Source organism: Pseudorhodoferax soli (genome assembly GCF_003337555.1).
Lineage (GTDB): Bacteria > Pseudomonadota > Gammaproteobacteria > Burkholderiales > Burkholderiaceae_C > Pseudorhodoferax > Pseudorhodoferax soli.
Genome location: NZ_QPJK01000010.1, coordinates 199,697 through 221,393, shown reverse-complemented (window position 1 = coordinate 221,393; position 21,697 = coordinate 199,697). Strand labels below are relative to the sequence as shown.

Genomic DNA, 21,697 nt, shown 5'->3' with positions numbered 1-21,697 from the left:
CTAACCGCCCGCTTGCCGCTCCACCAGCGCCAGCACGATCCGGCGCACCCCCTTCACATGCGCCGCCACCGCCCGCGCCGCCGCGTCCGCATCGCCCTCGCGGCACGCCACCAGGATCACGCGGTGGTCCTCGTTCGAGCTGCGGTTGAAGCCGGCCAGCGACAGCTGCATGAACGACATGCGCTGGATGTGCCCCTGCAGCATGGCCAGGATCTGCTTGGACAGTGGACGCTGCGCCGGGCCGTAGAGCAGGTCATGGAAGCGCACGTTGAGTTCGCTGAAGGCCCAGGCGGTGCCGGCCTTGTCCATGGCGCGCACCAGGCGCTCGGCCTCGTCGAGGTCGGCCCTTTTCAGCAGCGGCGCAGCCGTGCGCATGAGGCTGGGCTCGACCAGAAGGCGCAGCTCGAAAGCGTCCTTCAGCTGGTCCAGCGTGGGCGCCTGCACCAGTGCGCCGCGGTTCAGCGGCAGCTCGACGAAGCCCTGCGCCTGCAGCGTGCGCAGCGCCTCGCGCAGCGGGATCTTGCTGACCTGGAACTCGGCCGCCAGCTCGTCCTGCCGCAGCGCCTGGCCCGGGTGGAAGATGCCGCGCACGATGGCCTGGTGCAGCACGCGCACGATGTCGTCGGTGGAGAAGCGCCCGCCCAGCGCCACGCGCTGCTCGGCCACCAGCCGCTGCAGCGGGGTGGCAGGTTCAGCCGGCGTGTGCGCTGCGGCTCTCGTGCCCGGCATGGATGGTCTCGCGCACAAAGCTGCAGATGCTGTTGAACACCGGGTCTTCCTGCATCTCGGGCCGGCGCGGCCGCGCGAAGGGCACGCGGATGTCGGCCACGATGCGCGAGGGCCGCGCGTTCATGACGAGCACGCGGTCCGACAGGTACACCGCCTCGCGGATGCTGTGCGTGATGAACAGCGCCGTCTTGTGCACCTGGTCCCAGAGCTGGGCCAGCATGAGGTTCATGTCGTCTCGTGTGATGGCGTCGAGCGCAGAGAAGGGCTCGTCCATCATCAGCAACCGCGGGTCGTTGATCAGGCCGCGGCAGATCGCCACGCGCTGGCGCATGCCGCCCGACAGTTCGGACGGGCGCTTGTCGCGGAAGTCCCACAGGCCCGTCGCCCGCAGCAGCCGCTCGGCCTCGCCACGGTACTCGGCCACCGGGCGCTTCTGCGTGCGGATCGGGAACAGCACGTTGTCCAGCACGCTCTTCCAGGGCAGCAGCGTGGCGTCCTGGAACACATAGCCGAAGTCGCGGCGCGGCGCGGTGACGGGCTCCCCGCCGACCAGGATGCAGCCCGCGCTGGGGTTCTCCAGCCCGCCGACCATGGACACCAGCGTGCTCTTGCCGCAGCCACTGGGGCCGACCAGGCTCAGGAAGTCGCCCTCGGCCACGTCGAAATCGGCATGCTGCACGGCATGGACCTCGCCGTTGCGTGTGGCGTAGGTCTTGTGCACGTTCTGCACGGACACATAGGCCTGGTCGCGCTGGGCCGGGGTCGCGAGCGGCTGCAGCCAAGAAGGGGAAACGGAAGACATCAGGCGCCAAACTTCTGTTGCATCCAGCGCTCCAGGCCGGCGACGAGCCCATAGAACGCCAGTCCGAACACGCACAGCACGAGGATGGCCGCGAGGATCAGCGCCGTGTCGGCCTGGGCCGAGGCGAACAGGATCAGGTAGCCGAGACCGGCCTGCGAGGTGATGAACTCGCCCACGATCACGCCGATGATGGCGAAGGTGGTGGCGATCTTCATGCCGCTGAACACATAGGGCAGCGCATGCGGCAGCCGCACCGAAGTGAACACCTGCCAGGGCGTGGCCGTGAGCGCGCGGCACAGGCGCAGCAGCGACTTGTCGACATGGTCCAGGCCCGCCAGCGTGGCGATCACCACCGGGAAGAAGCTGATGAACACCGAGAAGGTCAGCCGCGACTGGAAGCCGATGCCCAGCCAGACGATGAACAGCGGCGCCAGCGCGATCTTGGGGATCAGCTGGAACAGCACGACGTTGGGGTACAGCATGTCGCGCATGAGGGCCGAGGTGGACAGCAGCGCGGCCAGCGCCACGCCCAGCAGCGAGGCGATGGCGAAGCCCGCCAGGCTTTCCCAGACCGTGGGCCATGCGTGCTGCAACAGCAGCGGAAAGGTCTCCAGCAGGCGCTGCGCGATCGCGCTGGGCGCGGGCAGCAGTACCTCGCGGATCGCGAAGCCGCGCACCACGGCCTCCCACAGCGCCAGCGTGGCCAATGCGAACAGCAGCGGCAGCACGATGCGCCGCGTCGTCAGTCCGTCGCTCACGCCAGGCCCTCGAAGCAAGCCACCGCGTCGTCGGTCGCCATCGTCCAGCCGAAGAACTTCTCGATGTTGAACACACTGGCGTCGAACACAGACTGCGCGCCGGCCTGCAGCGTGGCGTCGGCCACCATCGCGGCGAAGAACTCGCGGTGGAAGGCATCGCGCACGGCGGTCTCCACGCAGACATTGGTGTTGACGCCGACGAACACCAGCGTGGTGATGCCGTGGGCGCGCAGCAGGATCTCGAGGTTGGTGCCGGCGAAGGCGCTGTAGCGCGGCTTGTCGACCACGGGCTCGCCCGGCAGCGGCCGCATGGGTTCGACGAAGGCATGGTCCCAGCTGCCGCGGATCAGCAGCTGCGCGCCGGGGTTGCTGCGCATGTACTTGAGCGGGTTGGACTTGTGCCACATCGGCGACGTCGCCGGGCCGGCCTCGGCCAGGCTCTCGGTCCAGCCGTTGCGCACGTGCACGACCATGAGACCAGCCGCCCTTGCCGCCGCAAGCACGCGCGCGGCGCGGTCGACCACGGGCGGGCTGCCCGCGATGTCGAAGCCCGCCAGGTCCAGATAGCCGCCCGGCGAGAGGTAGCCGTTCTGCATGTCGATGACGACCAGCGCGGTCTGCGCGCGCTCGGCCGCCAGCGGCTCGGGCCGCGTGGGCAGCGTGAACGGCATCAGGCCAGGCCGAGCATCTTGTTGTAGGGCGCCACGTTCTTGCGGATCTGCTCCCACTCGGCGCTGCTGAGCTTGATCTTGCCGACGAAGCGGTTGGTGGCCAGGTCTTCGGGCACCAGCGGTTTGGCATCGGCCGTCAGCGCGCCGGCGCGCGCGGCCAGCGAGATCATGCCGGCCAGTGTGGGGATGCTGCTCCAGCCCATGCCGTGCTCGATGGCCTCGGGCGCGACCATGGTGGCCTGGGCCAGGCCCTGGGAGATCTTGGCATTCTCCTTGCCGCCCTTGGCCATGCCGATCTCGGGCTGGGCCTTGTAGAGGATCTCCAGCGATTCCTCGGGCTTCTTGAGGGTGTAGACCACGGATTCGAGGATGCCGTCGACCATGGCCTGGCACAGGCCGGCGTCGGCCTCGATGGTCTCGCGCCGCGCGATGACCTGGGCTGCGTAGAGCTGCACGCCGGTCTTGGCCCAGGGGATGAAGCGCGTCTTCACGCCCAGCGAGTCGAGCACAGGAATGCTGGACGAGCCGATGGCAGTGATGGCGTCGACCTGCTTGTCCATCAGTGCGCGCTCGATCAGGCGTGCATCGAGCTGCTGGCGCGTGACCTTGCCGAGGTCGATGCCGGTCTTGGCCGCGTAGGCCGTCCAGTACGGCGACTCGGCCGAGGTGGCGACCGTGCCCACGCGCTTGCCCTCGAAGTCCTTGGGCGCGCGGATCGGTGAATCCTCCAGCACCAGGTTGCCCATCAGTGCGTCGTAGCCCACGGTGGCCAGCGCCTGCAGCGGCAGGCCGCGCGCCATGTTCACCAGCGTGCCGCCGAAGAACACCACGCCCAGGTCGAACTGCTTGTTGGCCACGGCCTGCGCGGCGGCCACGGAGCCGTTGCCGCGCGAGACCGTCAGGTCGATGCCGCGCTTCTTGAAGTAGCCCAGTTCCTTGCCGACCATGGGCCAGTAGTTGGAGCCGTTCACGACCCAGGGCAGCGTGATGCTGATGGCGCGCGTCTGGGCGAAGGCAGGCGCAGCCACGGTGGCGCAGGCGGCGGCCCCAGCGGCCTGCAGCAGGCGGCGGCGCGACAGGGTACGGGAAGGCATGGGCGTGGACGTGGACGACATGGCGGCTCCGAAGGGCAGGAGATGGCGGATGCGGTGCACCGACCCGGGGCGGGTCATGCACCAAAACGTATACGATTTGCGATACGTTGCGGGCTACGCCGTGAAACGCAAGTTGCGTACCAAACGCCCTGCCCCGACCCGGTCAGTCGCGCGGCACCCAGCCCTCGGGCACGGCCTGCAGCAGCGGGCTGTCGAACACGCCGAACACCTTGGCAGCCCGCTCAGGGCCCAGCACCTCGGCCCAGCGCCGTCCCTGGCACATGGCCACGCCGACGCCCAACACGGTGGCGCCTGCGGCTTCCAGCAGGTTCCAGGGCGCCACGATGGTGCTGCCGCTGCTGACGGCGTCGTCCACCAGCACCACGCGCTTGCCGCGCACCAGTGGCAGCAGGTTGGGGTCAAGGTAGACCCGCTTGCCGGCCGTCGGCGTGGTGATGGACTGCACGGCGCCCGAGAGCGCCTCGTCGTACCAGAACTTGCGCGAGTAGCCCAGCGGCACCATGCGCGCATGGCCGAGCCGGCGCGCCACGATGGGCGCGAAGGACAGTCCCAGCGTCGGCACGCCCACCACCACCTCGGGCGCCAGCGGGGCCAGGCGCGCGGCCAGCAGTTCGCCCAGTGCGTCGATCACGTCCAGCGCCGCCTGGTTGCAGATTAGCGAGGCCACGGCATGCCCGGGCTGGCCGGCGATCTGGCGGATCGGCAGCACCAGCACGCGGCCATCGGTCAGGCGCGCCGGATAGCCGTACTGCCAGGGGCCGTGCACCGGGTCGCCCGCTGGGCCGGCCTCGGAGGCAGGCAGGATCTGCTGCCAATAGCCCGTGGTGGGCTCGGTGAAGTGCGGCGTGGGCGTGGTCATGGGCGGGCGGTGGCTGAGGGCGCGGCATTGTCTAGCAGGCGCCGTGCCCGCCCCGCGCTATGCGCCCACGAAACCGCGCATGGCCCGGCACAGCGCGCTGTCGGGCTGCTCCAGCGGTACCAAAGCCTCGAAATGGTCGGCGCCCGGCAGCGCCAGCAGTTCGCCCCGGTTGCCCGCGCGCTGCCAGGCCGCGTGCAGGCCTTGCGACTGCTGCGCGAACACAGGCTGCTCTGCATCGCCCCAGGCCAGCAGCAGCGGCGTGGCGCAGGGCCGTACCAGGTGCATGGGCGAGTTGCGGCGCACGCTGCCTTCGTCGAGCTGGATCAGCGGCTGCAGGTAGCTGTAGCGCAGCGGCGCGATGTCGTACAGGCCCGAGAGCAGCACGGCGCCTTTGAGCGGATCGTCGGGCAGGCCGTAGTCGGCGCGCCAGGGCGTCGTCAACAGCATGGCGCCCAGGTGGCCCCCGGCCGAGCTGCCGCCGACCACGATGCGGCCGGGGTCGCCGTTGAACTCGGCGACGTGGCGCACGGTCCAGGCGGCTGCGGCGCGCACCTGGCGCACGATCTCGTCCAGCGTGACCGTGGGGCACAGCGCGTAGTCGACTACCACCGTGGTGAAGCCCATGGCGTGGGGGCCCAGGGCCACGCTGTGGAAGTCGCGCGCAGCACGGGCGCGCCAGTAGCCGCCGTGGATGAAGAAGAACACCGGCGCGCCGGGCTGCACGGCCGGGAAGATGTCCAGCGTCTCGGCCAGCGTGGCGCCGTAGGGCACGCCCAGCCGTGGCGCCAGCGTGCGCCGCGCCTCCTCGCTGCGCTCGGCGAAGTGGCGGTTGATGGCAGCGGCATCGTGCGCGCGGCGGAACGGGTCGTAGGCCTCGTCGATGGCTTGCTGGCCCGTGAAGCCGTGGGGAAAGGCGAAGGTCATGGCGGAGTGTCCTGACAGCGGTGGCGGAACGCGCTCTGGCCGGCCATTGTGTGCCGCAGCGCCGGGCGCCCCGCCACGGCCAAACCCAACCCAGTTCCACATCAAATGAACCAATTACTGGTAGAACATGGCCATATACTGAACAAATGCCTGGCGTCTGCGCGACGACGCCAGCCTAAATGTCTTTCCACCCGCCGGCGGCGCTCGCCACGGTGTTCGAACGAAGGAGAGACTTTTCCCCCGCCGCGCTTGCCGTCGGCGGATCGGTCTTGGGTTGCACCCTCCATGGGCGCAAGGCTGGCCTCGGCAGGGGCTGGCGCCAGCACGCGCCTTCTTCCACGAAATTTGGACCATGAGCACACTGGGTTTTGTCGTTTCCCGGCAGGCGCTGGACACGGTCGCGCACGCCGTCAAGCGCGGCCGGCCGCGTTCGTTCTACAGCCACCGTCTCGTCGGCGCCCTGTTGGGTGGCCTGGTGGCCCTGTGCGTTCTGGGCAGCTATGCGTTGGGCCTGGAGCGCGGCTGGCGGTGGGTGGCCGGCCTGCCCGCCACGCACCCCTACACCGCGCTGTGCCTGGTGGCACTGGCGGTTGCGCTGCTGCCGGGGCGGCCCCGTTCACCGCAGTGGCGGGGCGTGACCTACAGCGCGCTGGCCGTGCTGGTCGTCTTGCTGGTGTTGCGGCTGGCTGCACCCAGCATCGGGCCGGTCTGGGTGGATGCGCTGACGCCGTTTCGGGCGGCCGTCGATGCGCAGGCCGCGGCCGGCCGGCCGGTGCACCTGCCGGCCAACGTCGCGACCGCCCTGCTCATGCTGGCGTTCGCCGAGGTGCTGCGGCGCCAGCGCAGCCCCCTGGCCTCGCAACTGTTCGCCTGCGGTGCGGTGGCGTTGCTGTTCGTGGGTGCCACGGGCTACCTGGCCAATGTTTCGCCCTTCTGGGGCAGCGTGGGGCCGGCCGACTGGCTCGGCATGGGCGCGCTGGCGCTGGCCGTGCTGTTCGCCACCGCCCGGCGCGGCTTCATGCGCGGCCTGACGGCCCGGTCGGAGCCCGGCCGGCTCGCCCGGCTGCTGCTGGGCAGTTCGACGGCATTGCTGCTGGTCATCGGCTGGTTCGTGGCGCGCAGCATCGACAACCCTGGCGTGCACCTGCCGGCCGACCCCTACCTGCTGGTCTACGAATCGGCGGCCATCGCGGCCCTGGTCTGGGTGGTGGTGGTCATCGGCACAGTGCGTGCCGACCGGCTCGACCGCCTGCGCGCCGTGGCCGAGCGGCTGCAGGAGCGCACCGCCACGCGCGACGGCCTGACCGGCCTGCTGACCCGCAACAGCATGGCGCGCCGACGCGCGGCGCGCAGCCGGGACGGGGAGCCCGCGGCCAGCCTGTTCGTCGACCTGGACCGTTTCCGGTCGGTCAACGAGGCGCTGGGCGCCGAACAGGGTGACCGCATCCTCAAGGAGGTGGCGAGGCGCCTGCAGGCGCTGGACCGCAAATGCCTGGTGGCGCGCCTGGGTGGCGACGAGTTCGCGCTGTTCCTGGCCGGCGTCTCGGTGCAAGAGGCCGAGCGCATGGGTGCGGCCGCCACCTTGGCGCTGGCCCGGCCGTTCGAGCTGGGTGACCGCATCTTCCGGCTCACGGCCAGCGTCGGCATCGCACACACCGAGATCGCCGGCACGGGCGACCTGCGCCAGTCGGCCGACGATGCGATGTACGTGGCCAAGAGCCGCGGTGGGAACCAGGCCGTCGTGTTCGCGCGGACCATGCACGACGCCCGCAGGCAGGAGGCCGAACTGGAGCAGGACCTGCACGAGGCGCTGCGGCGCGACGACGAACTGAGCCTGGTGTTCCAGCCGGTCGTGCGCGTGGCCGACCGCAGCGTGGTGGCGGTCGAGGCGCTGGCACGCTGGGCCCATCCCCGCCTGGGCAATGTGGCGCCGGACCGCTTCATCCAGCTGGCCGAGCGCACGGGTCTCATGGTGCCGCTCGGCCTCAAGATCATGGAAATGGCGGTGCGCCAGGCGGCTGCCTGGGACGGTGCCCTTCCCGGGCAGTGCCCCACGCTGAACATCAATGTCTCGCCGATGCAGTTCGCCAGTGGCGACGTGGTGGCCGAGCTGGCCAACGCCGCCCGCCGGCACAGCCTGGCGACCGACCGGCTGTGCATCGAGGTGACCGAAAGCGTGCTGGCCAGCGACACGGCGATCAGCCAGCTGGCACGGGCCCGTGCGCTCGGCTTCAAGGTGGCGATGGACGACTTCGGCGTCGGCTACTCCACGCTGTCGCAACTGCCCCGGCTGCCATTGACCTCGGTGAAGCTGGACCGCAGCTTCATCGTGCACGCCACTCAGAGCGCAGGCGATGCAGCCGTCTTCAACGCCATCACGCAGCTCGTGCACGCGCTGGGGCTCACGGTGGTGGCCGAAGGGGTGGAGGACGAGCCGCAGTTCGACCTGATCGATGCCTCGGGCTGCGATGCAGTGCAGGGCTACCTGATCGCGCGGCCCATGAAAGCGGCTGCGTTCGAGGCCTGGTCACGGACGCAATCGGCCACACCGGCGCCACTGCCCGCGGTCGCGCCTGCCACCGTGGCCTCGCTGCAGGCCGCAGCCTCGGAGGTCACCGCGCGCTGTGCGTAGAAACGGCAGCCGGACAGATGCCGGGCGCGAGACCGGGGCCTGGCGCGTGCGCGGCTGTCAGGCCGTCTCGGCGTAGAAGAAGCTGCGCTGCGCCACGGCCCGCGTGGCCAGCGGCGCCACTGCCTGCCCGATCGCCGCGATGTGCTCGGGCGTGGTGCCGCAGCAGCCGCCCACGATGTTGACCAGGCCCTCGGCCGCGAACTCGTGCAGCAGCTTGGAGGTGTCGGCCGGCGTCTCGTCGAAGCCGGTGTCGCTCATGGGGTTGGGCAGGCCGGCGTTCGGGTAGCAGCTGATGAAGGTGTCCGGCGCGACGCGGTTCAGCTCCTGGATGTAGGGCCGCATCAGCGCGGCGCCCAGCGCGCAGTTCAGGCCGATGGCCAGTGGCTGTGCATGGCGCACGCTGTGCCAGAAGGCGGTGACGGTCTGCCCAGACAGGATGCGGCCCGAGGCGTCGGTCACCGTGCCGCTGATCAGGATGGGCAGGCGCTGGCCGCTCGCCTCGAAGTACTCGTCCACCGCGAACAGCGCGGCCTTGGCGTTCAGCGTGTCGAAGATGGTCTCCACGAGGATCACGTCGGCACCGCCTTCGACCAGCGCGGCGGTCTGCTCGTAGTAGGCCGCGCGCAGCGTCTCGAAATCGACATTGCGCGCGCCGGGGTCGTTCACGTCGGGGCTGATGCTGGCGGTCTTGGGCGTCGGGCCGAGTGCACCGGCGACGAAGCGGGGCTTGTCGGGCGTGCTGAACTTGTCGCAGGCCGCGCGGGCGAGCTTGGCGCTTTGCAGGTTCATCTCGCGCGCCAGGTGCGCCATGTCGTAGTCGTCCTGGGCGATCGTGATGGCGCCGAAGGTGTTGGTCTCGATCAGGTCGGCGCCGGCCGCGAGGTAACGCTCGTGGATGTCGGAGATCACATCGGGTCGGGTCAGCGAGAGCAGCTCGTTGTTGCCCTTGACGTCCTTGTGGAAGTCCTTGAAGCGCTCGCCGCGGTACTGCGCCTCGGTCAGCTTGAAGCGCTGGATCATGGTGCCCATGGCGCCGTCGAGGATGGCGATGCGCTCCGCCAGGATTGCGGGCAGTTGCTGGGCGCGGGTGTAGGCGGGGAGCGTCATGGTGGGGCGATTGTAGAAAGCGCCCGGTTGCACCGCAGCGCGCTAGCATCGCAGCCCTGCATGCCCAGCGCCTTTCCCCTCTCCCCCCTGCAACCCGGCCTCATGGTGCTGCACGGCAACCGGCCGGAAGACCTGCGCCAGCTGCTCGTGGCCTGGCTGCGCCGCCACCCGTTGGCACCGCTGGAGAACGAGGTCGTGCTGGTGCAGAGCAACGGCATCGCGCAGTGGCTCAAGCTGGCGCTGGCGGCCGACCGCGACGACCCGGCGGGCGGCGGCCTGGGCATCACGGCCGCCACGCAGCTGCAGCTGCCCGCGCAGTTCCTGTGGCGCGCCTACCGCGCCGTGCTGGGCGCCGACGCCGTGCCCGAGCGCTCGCCGCTGGACGAGGCGCCGCTGACCTGGCGCCTCATGCGCCTCTTGCCCGGCCTGCTGGACCAGGAAGGCTTCGCGCCGCTGGCCCGCTTCCTGGCCGCCGACACCGACCTGCGCAAGCGCCACCAGCTGGCCCAGCGCCTGGCCGACCTGTTCGACCAGTACCAGGTCTACCGCGCGGACTGGCTGGCCGATTGGGCCGACGGACGCGACGTGGTGCGCAACCTGCGCAGCGGCGAACACCCCCTGCCTGCCGACCAGCGCTGGCAGGCCCTGCTCTGGCGCGCACTGATCGCCGACGCCGGGGCCGCTGGCCAGGCCGGGAGCCGCGCCGGCGTGCACCAGCGCTTCATCGCCGCGCTGGCCGGGCATGCGGGGCCGGCACCGGCCGGACTGCCCCGCCGCGTGGTGGTGTTCGGCATCTCGGCCCTGCCCGCGCAGACGCTGCAGGCGCTCGCCGCGATCGCCGGCGTGGCCCAGGTCATGCTCTTCGTGCACAACCCCTGCCGCCACCACTGGACCGACATCGTGGCCGACCAGGACCTGCTGCGCGGCCCCTACCGGCGCCAGGCGCGCCGCGCCGGCATGCCGGCCGTGCTCGACGAGGCCACGCTGCACCAGCATGCCCATCCGCTGCTGGCGGCCTGGGGCAAGCAGGGCCGCGACTACCTGCACCTGATCGACAGCTTCGATGCGCCGGACCAGTACCGCGCGGCCTGGACCGGTGTCGGCAGTGGCCGCATCGACCTGTTCAGCGAGGAAGCCGCGCCCGCAGGCTTGCTGCAGCAACTGCAGGACGACATCCTGGACCTGCGCCCGCTGGCCGAGACGCGTGCGCGCTGGCCCGCGGTCGATCCGGCGCTGGACCGGTCGCTGCGCATGCACAGCACGCATTCGGCCCAGCGCGAGATCGAGGTGCTGCACGACCAGCTGCTGGCCCGCTTCGACGCCGATCCCACGCTGCAGCCGCGCGACGTGATCGTGATGCTGCCCGACGTCGACGCCTATGCACCGCACATCGAGGCCGTGTTCGGCCGCCTGCCGCGCGGCGATGCGCGCCTGATCCCCTACACCGTGGCCGACCAGGGCCGGCGCGGCCAGGAGCCGCTGCTGGTGGCGCTGGAGCTGCTGCTGCAGCTGCCCGACAGCCGCTTCGCCGCCAGCGACGTGCTGGACCTGCTGGAGGTCGGCGCCTTGCGCGCGCGCTTCGGTCTGATGGACGAGGCCCTGCCCCAGCTCAAGCGCTGGATCGCCGGCGCAGGCGTGCGCTGGGGGCTGGACACGGCCCAGCGGGCGCAGCAGGCGCTGGGCGCGGCCGGCGAAGTCAACAGCTGGCGCTTCGGCCTGCAGCGCATGTTGCTGGGCTTCGCAGTCGGCGCAGGCGAGGCCTTCGAGGGCATCGCGCCCTACGATGAGATCGGTGGGCTCGATGCGGCGGCCCTGGGCCCGCTGGCCGCCTTGCTGCGCGCGCTCGGCGACACCCTTGCCACCCTGAACGAACCGGCGCAACCGCTGCAGTGGGCCGAGCGCCTGCGCGCGCTGCTGCAGGGCTTCTTCGCGCCGGTGGACGCGCGCGAGCAACTGCGCGTGCAGCAACTGCTGCAGGGCCTGGACCAGTGGCTGGACGAGTGCGCGGACGCCGGATTCGACCAGCCGCTGCCGCTGGCCGTGGTGCGCGAACGCTGGCTGGCCGTGCTCGAGCAGCAAGGACTGCAGCAGCGCTTCATGACGGGCGGCGTGAGCTTCTGCACGCTGATGCCCATGCGCGCGATCCCGTTCCGCGTGGTCTGCCTGCTGGGCATGAACGACGGCGATTTCCCGCGGCCCATGGTGCGCGCCGACTTCGACCTCATGCAGGGCGACTGGCGCCCCGGCGACCGCTCGCGCCGCGACGACGACCGCTACCTGCTGCTAGAAGCCCTGCTCTCGGCACGCGAGCAGCTCTACATCAGCTGGGTCGGCCGCAACGTGCGCGACCACAGCGCCCGCGCGCCCAGCGTGCTGATCGGCCAGCTGCGCGACCACCTCGCGGCCGGCTGGCAGGCCGCGGGCGGCACCGATCTGCTGCAGGCCCTGACCACGGAACACCCGCTGCAGCCCTTCAGCCCGCGCTACTTCGCGCCCGACGCACCGGCCGCCCCAAGCATCGACGGGCTCTACAGCTACGGCCGCGAATGGCGGGCCGCCCACGCGGAGACCGCTTGCGCGCGCGGCCCCGGTGCGCCGCTTGCGGCGTGGCAGCCAGAGAACGCCCAGCCGCTGCGCCCGCTGGTCGACTTCCTGGCACAGCCCGTGGAGGCCTTTTTCCGCCAGCGCCTGCAGACCGGTCTCGCGCTGCACGCCGAGGACACCCAGGACGACGAAGCCTTCGGGCTGGACAGCCTGCAGCAATGGACGCTGGAACGCGACCTGCGCGCCGCGCTGCAACCCTGGTGCGACGCCCAGCCCAGCCCCGCCGCCGCGCGCGCCGGCCTGGCCGACGCGCTGGCCGAGCAGACCGCCGCGCTCGCACGCGCCGGCCAGCTGCCGCTGCAGGCCTTCGGCCAGATCGCCGAAAGTGCGCTGGCCCAGCCGCTCATGCGCACGCTGGGCCACTACCTCGATGCGCTGGCCGGCTGGCCCCTGCTGGAAGACCAGCGCCACGCGCTGCGCTGGACCGATCCGGCCACGGCCATCGCCTTCGACGACGCGCTGCCGCAGCGCCGTCGGCCTGCTGATGCCGAGCAGCTGCCGGCCTGCCTGGTGCTGGCCAACGGGCGGCTGCACAAGGGCCCCACGCTGGCCTGGCACCACATCGTGCGGCACTGGCCCACGCACCTCGCGTTGCAGATCGCGGCCGGTCCCACGCTCACGCTGCTGGCCAGCGAATCGGGCCTGCTGCGCCTGCCCGCGCTGGACGCCGAGGCCGCCGCGGCCACGCTGTCCGCACTCGTGCAGGCCTGGGCGGCGGGCCTGGCCGAGCCGCTGCCCGTGGCCTGCAAGACCGCGTTCGCGGTGCTGGCCGGCGAGCAGCGTGCCGCCCAGGCACTCTACGAGGGCGGCCAGCATGCGGGCGGCGAAGGCCAGCGCCCGGCGCTGGCGCGCGTGTTTGCCGATTTCGCCGCGCTGCAGGCCGCGCAGACAGCCGACGGCCGTGGCCTGCGCGAATGGAGCGATGTGCTGTACGGGCCGCTCTGGCGCGCCCTGGGCGGGGCGCACCGCGGCCAGCCGGACGCTGGGGAAGAGGCCCCATGAACAGCCTGCTTGCGCTCGACCCCCTGCGCTTCCCGCTGCACGGCCAGCGCCTGATCGAGGCCAGCGCAGGCACTGGCAAGACCTACACCATCGCGCTGCTCTACCTGCGCCTGGTGCTGGGCCATGGCGCGGACGGTGCGGCCTTCGCGCGCGCGCTGACGCCGCCCGAGATCCTGGTCGTGACCTTCACCGAAGCCGCCACGCAGGAGTTGCGCGAGCGCATCCGCGCGCGGCTGGACGAGGCCGCGCGCGTGTTCGCGGGCGAGGCCGAGGCCGCACCCGGCGATGTGCTGGAGGCGCTGCGCGCCGACTTCCCCGTCCGGCAATGGCCGGCCTGCGCGCACCGCCTGCGCGTGGCCGCGCAGTGGATGGACGAGGCCGCAGTGGCCACCATCCACGGCTGGGCCTGGCGCATGCTGCGCGAGCACGCCTTCGACAGCGGCAGCCTGTTCCGCCAGACCCTGCAGACCGACCTGGCCGAACTGCAGCAGCGCGTGCTGCAGGACCACTGGCGCAGAGACTATTACCCGCTCGCGGCGCCGGCTGCGCAGATGCTGCTGCAGTGCTTCGCCAACCCGGAGGCGCTCTGGAAGGCCGTCGAGCCGCTGCTGCGCCGCGAGGACGCACTGCTGCAGCTGCAAGGCACGCCCCTGGAAGAAGACGACGCGCTGGCCGCCCTGCACGCCGCAGGCGCCGCACGCCAGCACGCCGATGCGCTGGAGAAGGCCGCGCGCACGGCGTGGGCCGCCGCGCGCGCAGACCTCGAACGCCTGTGGCACGCTGCCCGCCCCCACCTGAGCGGCACGAGCTACCGCAACAAGGACGACGACGCCGTCTTCGCCGGCTGGCTGCAGGCGCTTGCCGAGTGGAGCCAGGGCGCCCCCGCGCCGAAAAACATCGCGCTGTTCGGCCTGGCCGGCGCCAGACTCAAGAAGAACCAGCAGCTGCCCGAGCACCCCGCGCTGCACGCCATCGACGCGTGGCTGCACGCCAGCGAGGGCATCGCCATCGACGAACTGCGCGCCCGCCTGGCCGCGCAGGCCGCCCACGCGCTGCGCGCGGCGCTGGCCGCCGAGAAGCTGCGCCGTGCCGAGCTCGGCTTCGACGACCTGCTGCAGCAGCTGGACCGCGCATTGCACGGCGAGGGCGGCGCGGCGCTGGCCGCGCGCATCCGCGCGCAGTTCCCGCTGGCGCTGATCGACGAGTTCCAGGACACCGACCCGGTGCAGTACCGCATCTTCCGGCGCATCTATGCCGAGGACGGTGGCGAGCGCGCTGACCGCGACACGGGCCTGGTCATGATCGGCGACCCCAAGCAGGCCATCTACGGCTTTCGCGGCGCCGACATCCGCACCTATCTGCGCGCGCGCCGCGACACCAGCGGCGCGGGCGGGATGTACGCGCTGGACACCAACTACCGCTCCACCGAAGCCGTGGTGCGCGCCGTCAACCATGTGTTCATGCATGCCGAGCAGCAGCCGCGCGCGGCCTTCCGCTTCGCGCAGGATGGCGACAACCCGGTGCCCTTCGTGCCCGTGCACGCCCAGGGCCGGCCCGAGTGGCTGCAGATCGACGGCGTGCCGGCCGCCGCGCTGACGCTGTGGTCGCTGGAGCCGCCGCACGACGCCGACAAGCCGCGCGTGGGCAGCGCCGAGTACCGCCAGCGCATGGCCGAGACCAGTGCCAGCGCCGTCGTGCACTGGCTGCGCGGTGCCGACGCGGGCCGCACCGGCTTCGTCCACGGCGAGCGCCTGCAGCCGCTGCGCCCGGCCGACATCGCGGTGCTGGTGCGCAGCGGCAGCGAGGCCGATGCCGTGCGCGCCGCGCTCGCGGCGCGCGGGCTGCGCAGCGTCTACCTGTCCGACCGCGCCTCGGTCTTCGCGACGCCCGAAGCGCAGGACCTGCTGCACTGGCTGCGTGCCTGCGCGCTGCCCTCCGACGAAGCCCTGCTGCGCAGCGCGCTGGCCACGCGCACCCTGGACATGCCGCTGGCCGAACTGGCCCGCCTGCGCGAAGACGAGCTGGCCTGGGAAGCGCTGGCGCTGCGCTTTCGCGCACTGCGCGAACTGTGGCAGCGCCATGGCGTGCTGCCCATGCTGCACCAGCTGCTGCACGACTTCGACCTGCCCGCGCGCTGGCTTGCCGAGCCTGGCGGCGAACGCCGGCTGACCAACGTGCTGCACCTGGCCGAATGGCTGCAGCGCCGCGCCGTGGAACTCGATGGCGAGCACGCGCTGCTGCGCGCGCTGGCCGAGCGCCTGGCCCACCCGGAGGGCGAGGAAGACATCCTGCGGCTGGAGAGCGACGCCGCGCTGATCAAGGTCGTCACCATCCACAAGTCCAAGGGCCTGGAGTACCCGCTGGTGCTGCTGCCCTTCATCAGCGCCTGGCGCGAAACGCGCAGCGGCAAGCAGGAGACGCTGGGCTTCCACGACACCGCGGCCGATGTGCGCGTGCTCGAACTGGACGGCCAATACACCCAGGCCCGGGCCCTGGCCGAGGAAGAGCGGCTGGCCGAGGACCTGCGCCTGTTGTACGTGGCGCTCACACGCGCACGCCATGGCCTGTGGCTGGGCGTGGCGCCGCTGGCCCCGGGCAACGCCGGCAAGCCGCAGTTGCACCGCAGCGCGCTGGGCCATGTGCTGTCGGGTGGCGCACCCATCGACGACCTGGCGAGCTACCGTGCGCAGCTGCAGGCCCTGGCCGCGGGCTGCGCCGACATCGCGCTGGAAGCCGCGCCGGTGCCCGACAACGCGACCTGGCAGGCCGCTGCGCCGCCGCCCGTGGGCCCGGCGCGCCAGCCGCAGCGCCAGGGATACGCGCCCTGGTGGATCGCGAGCTACTCGGCGCTGGTGCAGCAACTCGGTGCGGTGGCTGCCGAACCCGAGGACGCGCGCCAGGACCAGGCCCTGGAAGAGGCCGAGCCCGGCGAAGAGGCCGAGAGCCCCCGGCCACCAGCGGCCGGCAGCTGGCACGCCTTCCCGCGTGGTGCCGAGCCTGGCAGCTTCCTGCACGGCTTGCTGGAATGGTGCGCGCTGCAGGGCTTCGCCAACGTGGTGGCACAGCCCCAGGCGCTGCGCGACCTGATCGCGCGGCGCTGCGCCGTGCGCGGCTGGGAAGCCTGGATCGATCCGCTGTGCGCGTGGGTGCCGCGCTGGCTGCAGCTGCCGCTCGCCCTGCCCGGCCACGCCACGCCCGTGGCGCTGGACCGCCTGGCCCAGTACCAGACCGAGCTGGAGTTCTGGTTTCCCATCCACCGCGCCGACACGCGCGCCATCGACGCGCTGGTCACCGCCCACACCTTCGACGCCGCGCCGCGCCCGGCCCTGGCCGGCACCAGGCTGGCCGGCATGCTCAAGGGCTTCATGGACCTGGTGTTCGAGCACGAAGGCCGCTACTGGGTGGCCGACTACAAGTCGAACTGGCTGGGCCCCGACGCGCGCGCCTACGACGCCGCCGCCATGCAGCAGGCGCTGCTCGCGCACCGCTACGACGTGCAATACCTGCTCTACGTGTTCGCGCTGCACCGGCTGCTGGGCGCGCGGCTGCCCGACTACGACTACGACCGCCATGTGGGCGGCGCGCTGTACCTGTTCCTGCGCGGCGCCGAGGCCGACACGCAGGGCGTGTTCGCGACCCGGCCGCCGCGTGCACTGATCGAGGCGCTCGACACCTTGTTCCGCCCTGATGCAGATGAACCAGCCTGACCTGTTCGACGCCCCTGCCCCGCCGCTGGACGACTGCGCCACGCTGCTGGCCGACCTCGGCGAGTGGGTGGAACACGGCTGGCTGCGCGAGCTCGACCGCAGCTTCGCGCTGTTCCTGCACGAACTCGACCCGGCCGCCGGCGCGCCGTTGCTGCTGGCCGCTGCCCTGGCCAGCCACCAGCTGGGGCGCGGCCATGTCTGCCTGGATCTACAGGCCGCACTGGCCGACAGCCCGGCCAGCCTCTCGCTGCCGCCGGCCCATGCGGCCGATGCTGCCCAAGCCCAATTCGCGCGGACGCCCAGCCAGTGGCTGCAGGCGCTGCGGCTCGACGCCTGGTGCGCCGCGCTGCGTGCCAGTCGCCTGTGCGAGGCCGGTCCCGGCCAGGCGCCGCTGGTGCTGCAGGGCCCGCGCCTGTACCTGCGCCGCTACTGGCAGCACGAGCGCGAGGTGCGCGCGCTGGTCGGATCGCGGCTGGCGCCCCAGCCCGTGGCGCCGGCCGCGCACATCCGGCCTGTGCTCGACGCGCTGTTCACCGCGCCCCAGGCCTCAAGGGACACGGATTGGCAGAAGCTGGCGTGCGCGCTGGCGTTGCGCCAGCGCTTCGCCATCGTCACGGGCGGTCCCGGCACGGGCAAGACCACCACCGTCGTGCGCCTGCTCGCACTGCTGCAGTCCATGGCGCTACAGGGCGGCGGCGCGCCGCTGCGCATTCGCCTGGCCGCGCCCACGGGCAAGGCGGCGGCACGGCTGGCCGAGTCCATCCGCGGCGCGCTGGACCGCCTGCCCTGGGACGCGCTGCCACACGGCGAGGCGCTGCGCCCGCACGTGCCCAGCGCCGCCACCACGCTGCACCGGCTGCTGGGCAGCCAGCCCGAGAGCCGGCATTTCCGCCACCATGCCGGCAACCCCCTGGCGCTCGACGTGCTTGTGGTCGACGAGGCCTCCATGGTCGACCTGGAGATGATGGCCCGGCTGTTGCAGGCGCTGCAGCCCCAAGCGCGCCTGGTGCTGCTGGGCGACAAGGACCAGCTGGCCTCGGTGGAAGCCGGCGCCGTGCTCGGCGAACTGTGCAGCCGCGCACAGGAGGGCCACTACGACGCCGCCACCGTGCAATGGCTGCAGGAGGCCGCCGGCCAGCAGCCGCCACCCGCGCTGCAGGACGGCGCCGGTCAGCCGCTGGACCAGGCGATCGCCATGCTGCGCGTGAGCCACCGCTTCACGGCCGACAGCGGCATCGGCCAGCTGGCCCAGGCCGTCAACACCGGCGACGGCCGCGCCGCCCAAGCGCTGTGGCGCGCTGGCCTGGACGACCTGCGCAGCTGCCGCCTGAGCCAGCCGCCCGCCCTGCTCGCACAGGATGCGAAGCTGCGCGCGCTGGTGCTGGCCGAGCGCGCCGCGCCCTTCGGCCACGCGCACTACCTGCGCCGCATGCACACCACCCGCCCGCCCGACGGTGCCGCGCCCGCGGCCTGGGATGCCTGGGCGGGAGAGCTGCTGCAGGCGCTGGGGCGCTTCCAGCTGCTGTGCGCGCTGCGCGAAGGCCCATGGGGCGTGACCGGCCTCAACGCCACGGTGGCCGAACTGCTGCGCGAAGCCGGCCTGCTGCAGGGGACGCAAAGCTGGTTCGCGGGCCGGCCCGTGCTGGTCACGCGCAACGACTACGGCCTGTCGCTCATGAACGGCGACGTGGGCCTCACGCTGGACCTGCCGGCGCCCGAACCGGGCGCGCCGCCCGTGCGCCGCGTCGCCTTCCCGGCCGGCGATGGCAGCGGGGGCGTGCGCTGGGTGCTGCCGGCCCGGCTGCAGGCCGTGGAGACGGTCTTCGCGATGACGGTGCACAAGTCGCAGGGCTCGGAGTTCGAGCACGCGGCGCTGGTGCTGCCGGACCAGGGCAACCCCGTGCTCACGCGCGAACTGGTCTACACCGGCATCACGCGCGCCAAGCGCTGGTTCACGCTGGTCGGCAGCGCCAGGGCGCAGGGCCCGGTGCTGGCCGAGGCCATCGGCCGGCGCGTTTTGCGCGCGAGCGGATTGATGGCCTGATGGCCGGGCGACAATCGCCCCCATGCAAGAACTCCTTCCCAAGCAGGCCTGGGACCTGCTGCTGGAACGCACGCAGGATGCGGCCGAAGGCGCGGGCGATCCGCCGCTGTTCGTCGACGTGCGCATGGAGATCGAGTTCCTCTACGTTGGCCATCCGCCCGGTGCGCAGAACATCCCCTGGTACGAGTACCCGGCCATGACACCCGACCCGGCGGCCTTCGTCGCGGCTGTCGAGCGCGCCGCCGGCAGCCGGCACCGCGCGGTGGTGCTGATCTGCCGCAGCGGCAAGCGCGCCCGTGATGCCGGCCAGGCACTGGCAGCCGCGGGCTTTGGCGAGGTGGTGGCCGTCGTGCATGGCTTCGAAGGCGACCTGAACGAGGCGCTGCAGCGCTCGCGCAGCAACGGTTGGCGCTTCGACGGACTGCCCTGGGAGCAGATGTAGACAAGTGTGGTGCGATGAGTGAAGTGACCAGTTCCATCCTGCGCGAGACCTTCGGGTACGCGCAGTTCCGCGGTGCCCAGCAGTCCATCGTCGACCATGTGGTCGAGGGCGGCGACGCGCTGGTGCTGATGCCCACGGGCGGCGGCAAATCCCTGTGCTACCAGATCCCGGCGATCGCGCGGCAGAACGCCGGCCAGGGCGTGACCGTGGTGGTCTCGCCGCTGATCGCGCTCATGCACGACCAGGTCGGCGCGCTGCTGGAGGCCGGCGTCGATGCGGCCTACCTCAACTCCACGCTGGACTGGGCCGCCACCCAGGACCTGGAGCGCCGGCTGGCGCGCGCCGAGGTGACGCTGCTGTACGCCGCGCCCGAACGCGTGACCACGCCGCGTTTCCTCGAGCTCATGGACGGACTGGCCGCGCGCGGCAAGCTGGCGCTGTTCGCCATCGACGAGGCGCACTGCGTGAGCCAGTGGGGCCACGATTTCCGGCCCGAGTACCGCCAGCTGACGCTGCTGCACGAGCGCTACCCCGGCGTGCCGCGCATCGCGCTGACGGCCACGGCCGATGCGCTGACGCGTGCCGACATCGTCGAGCGGCTGCAGCTGGAGGAGGCGCGCCAGTTCGTCAGCAGCTTCGACCGGCCCAACATCCGCTATGCCATCGCCGAGAAGAAAGACCCGATGGCGCAGCTGCTGCGCTTCATCGAGGGCGAGCACGCGGGCGAGGCCGGCGTGGTCTATTGCCAGTCGCGCAAGCGGGTCGAGGAGGTCGCGGCCTCGCTGCAGGGCGCGGGTGTGAACGCCCTGCCCTACCACGCGGGGCTGGACGTGGCGGTGCGCCAGAAGCACCAGGACCGCTTCCTGCGCGAGGACGGCATCGTCATGGTGGCCACCATCGCCTTCGGCATGGGCATCGACAAGCCCGATGTGCGCTTCGTCGCCCACCTGGACATGCCCAAGAACATCGAGGGCTACTACCAGGAGACCGGCCGTGCCGGCCGCGACGGCGAGGCCGCCGACGCCTGGATGGCCTACGGCCTGCAGGACGTGGTGAACCAGCGCCGCATGATCGACGAAAGCCCCGCGGGCGAAGAGTTCAAGCAGGTCATGCGCGGCAAGCTCGATGCGCTGCTGGCGCTGGCCGAGGCCACCGACTGCCGCCGCGTGCGCCTGCTGCGCTACTTCGGCGAAGCCAGCGCGCCCTGCGGCAACTGCGACAACTGCCTGACGCCGCCACAGGTCTGGGACGGCACCGATGCCGCGCGCAAGCTGCTGTCCACGGTGTACCGCGTGCAGCAGCACAGCGGCATCGGCTTCGGTGCCGGGCACATCATGGACATCCTGCGCGGCAAGGCGACCGAGAAGGTCAAGCAGTTCCAGCATGAGCAGATCAGCACCTTCGGCATCGGCGCGGAACTGTCGGAGGTACAGCTGCGCAGCGTGCTGCGCCAGTTGGTGGCGACAGGCGCCATCGCCGTCAACGCCGAGAAGTTCAACACGCTGCAGCTGACCGACGGCTCGCGCGCCGTGCTCAAGGGCGAGACCCCGGTGCGCCTGCGCGAGTCGGCGTCGGTGCCGCCCGGCCGCCGGCCGCGGACCTCCAAAGCCCGCAGCGACCGTGTGGCCCCGGCCGCCGCGCCGCTGGACGCACCGGGCCAGGCCTTGTTCGCGGCGCTGAAAGGCTGGCGCGCCGAGGTGGCCAAGACCCACAACCTGCCGGCCTACGTGATCTTCCACGACGCCACGCTGGCCGCCATCGCGCAGCGCGCGCCCACCACGCTGGACGACCTGCAGGGCATCAGCGGGATGGGGGCGACCAAGCTGGAGAAGTATGGCGAAGAGGTGCTGCGCGTGTGCCAGCAGTCCTGATGCAGGATCCGGCCATGCGGCACTTCGCCCACTTCGTCGCTGCCCAGGAACCGGTGTGGCCGCAGGTCTGCGCCGAGTTGCAGGCCGGGCACAAGACCAGCCACTGGATGTGGTTCGTCTTTCCGCAGCATGTGGCGCTCGGCAGGAGCAGCATGGCGCGGCGTTTCGGCCTGGCCTCGCTGGCGGAGGCGCAGGCCTATGCCGAGCATCCCGTGCTGGGGCCGCGGCTGCTGGAGGCCACCGGCCTCGTGCTGGCGGTGCAGGGCCGCAGCGCGCACGCCATCTTCGGCTCGCCCGACGACCTCAAGCTGCGTTCGTGTATGACGCTGTTCCAGGCCGCGGCACCGCAGCAGCCGGAATTCGGCGAGGTGTTGGCGCGCTATTACGGCGGCCAACCCGACCCGGAGACGCTCGCGCTGCTCTGAAAGGC

At 71.8% G+C, this 21,697-nt stretch carries 15 protein-coding genes; 7 read left to right on the top strand and 8 right to left on the bottom strand.

Features of this window, described 5'->3' with window-relative positions; translation table 11 throughout:
- The 7 genes from DES41_RS30365 to DES41_RS30335 all read right to left on the bottom strand — a co-directional run bounded on the left by DES41_RS30365 (position 1) and on the right by DES41_RS30335 (position 5,858).
- The gene (locus DES41_RS30365; RefSeq protein WP_114471357.1) at positions 1-729 is read right to left on the bottom strand and encodes a GntR family transcriptional regulator; all 729 of its coding nucleotides are present in this window, start codon (positions 727-729) and stop codon (positions 1-3) included.
- Positions 692-1,531 carry an ABC transporter ATP-binding protein gene (locus tag DES41_RS30360; RefSeq protein WP_114471356.1) on the bottom strand — a complete coding sequence of 280 codons (840 nt, stop codon included), beginning with the start codon at positions 1,529-1,531 and terminating at the stop codon, positions 692-694. Before DES41_RS30360 ends, DES41_RS30365 begins: the two co-directional genes overlap by 38 nt.
- On the bottom strand, positions 1,531-2,289 hold the full coding sequence (locus DES41_RS30355; protein ID WP_114471355.1) for an ABC transporter permease: 759 nt from the start codon (positions 2,287-2,289) through the stop codon (positions 1,531-1,533). The genes DES41_RS30360 and DES41_RS30355 overlap by 1 nt, the downstream gene beginning before the upstream one ends.
- Positions 2,286-2,960: an isochorismatase family protein gene (locus DES41_RS30350; protein ID WP_114471354.1), complete on the bottom strand. Its 675-nt coding sequence runs from the start codon at positions 2,958-2,960 to the stop codon at positions 2,286-2,288. Before DES41_RS30350 ends, DES41_RS30355 begins: the two co-directional genes overlap by 4 nt.
- A complete protein-coding gene (locus DES41_RS30345) occupies positions 2,960-4,054 on the bottom strand; it encodes an ABC transporter substrate-binding protein (protein ID WP_170168324.1) in 1,095 nt (364 codons plus the stop codon). Before DES41_RS30345 ends, DES41_RS30350 begins: the two co-directional genes overlap by 1 nt.
- Positions 4,055-4,217: 163 nt before the next feature.
- Complete coding sequence (locus DES41_RS30340) at positions 4,218-4,934, bottom strand: phosphoribosyltransferase (RefSeq protein ID WP_114471352.1); 717 nt, start codon at positions 4,932-4,934, stop codon at positions 4,218-4,220.
- A 57-nt stretch (positions 4,935-4,991) separates the two neighbouring features.
- Entirely contained in the window at positions 4,992-5,858 is an 867-nt protein-coding gene (locus tag DES41_RS30335; protein WP_114471351.1) for an alpha/beta hydrolase, read from the bottom strand.
- Positions 5,859-6,210: 352 nt separating this feature from the next.
- Here DES41_RS30335 and DES41_RS30330 point away from each other — a divergent pair, with 352 nt between their 5' ends.
- Entirely contained in the window at positions 6,211-8,490 is a 2,280-nt protein-coding gene (locus DES41_RS30330) for a putative bifunctional diguanylate cyclase/phosphodiesterase (protein ID WP_114471350.1), read from the top strand.
- 57 nt (positions 8,491-8,547) lie between these two features.
- Here the strand turns inward: DES41_RS30330 and DES41_RS30325 are convergent, their stop codons facing one another.
- A complete protein-coding gene (locus tag DES41_RS30325) occupies positions 8,548-9,597 on the bottom strand; it encodes a homocysteine S-methyltransferase family protein (protein ID WP_114471349.1) in 1,050 nt (349 codons plus the stop codon).
- Positions 9,598-9,657: 60 nt separating this feature from the next.
- On the opposite strand from DES41_RS30325, the gene recC reads away from it, so the two are divergent.
- Genes recC through DES41_RS30295 form a run of 6 tightly spaced genes read left to right on the top strand, consistent with a single transcriptional unit; the run spans position 9,658 to position 21,692 of the window.
- Positions 9,658-13,203 (top strand): exodeoxyribonuclease V subunit gamma, encoded by a 3,546-nt coding sequence (recC, locus tag DES41_RS30320; RefSeq protein WP_211333116.1) that lies wholly within the window; start codon positions 9,658-9,660, stop codon positions 13,201-13,203.
- The gene (gene recB, locus DES41_RS30315) at positions 13,200-16,910 is read left to right on the top strand and encodes an exodeoxyribonuclease V subunit beta (RefSeq protein ID WP_114471347.1); all 3,711 of its coding nucleotides are present in this window, start codon (positions 13,200-13,202) and stop codon (positions 16,908-16,910) included. Before recC ends, recB begins: the two co-directional genes overlap by 4 nt.
- On the top strand, positions 16,897-18,954 hold the full coding sequence (recD, locus tag DES41_RS30310) for an exodeoxyribonuclease V subunit alpha (protein ID WP_114471419.1): 2,058 nt from the start codon (positions 16,897-16,899) through the stop codon (positions 18,952-18,954). The genes recB and recD overlap by 14 nt, the downstream gene beginning before the upstream one ends.
- Before the next feature lie 22 nt (positions 18,955-18,976).
- Positions 18,977-19,396, top strand: coding sequence for a rhodanese-like domain-containing protein (locus DES41_RS30305; protein WP_114471346.1), 420 nt, complete (start codon positions 18,977-18,979; stop codon positions 19,394-19,396).
- Between the two features lie 14 nt (positions 19,397-19,410).
- Positions 19,411-21,267, top strand: coding sequence for a DNA helicase RecQ (gene recQ, locus DES41_RS30300; RefSeq protein WP_114471345.1), 1,857 nt, complete (start codon positions 19,411-19,413; stop codon positions 21,265-21,267).
- 14 nt (positions 21,268-21,281) lie between these two features.
- A complete protein-coding gene (locus tag DES41_RS30295; protein ID WP_114471418.1) occupies positions 21,282-21,692 on the top strand; it encodes a DUF1810 domain-containing protein in 411 nt (136 codons plus the stop codon).
- Positions 21,693-21,697 lie beyond the last annotated feature (5 nt).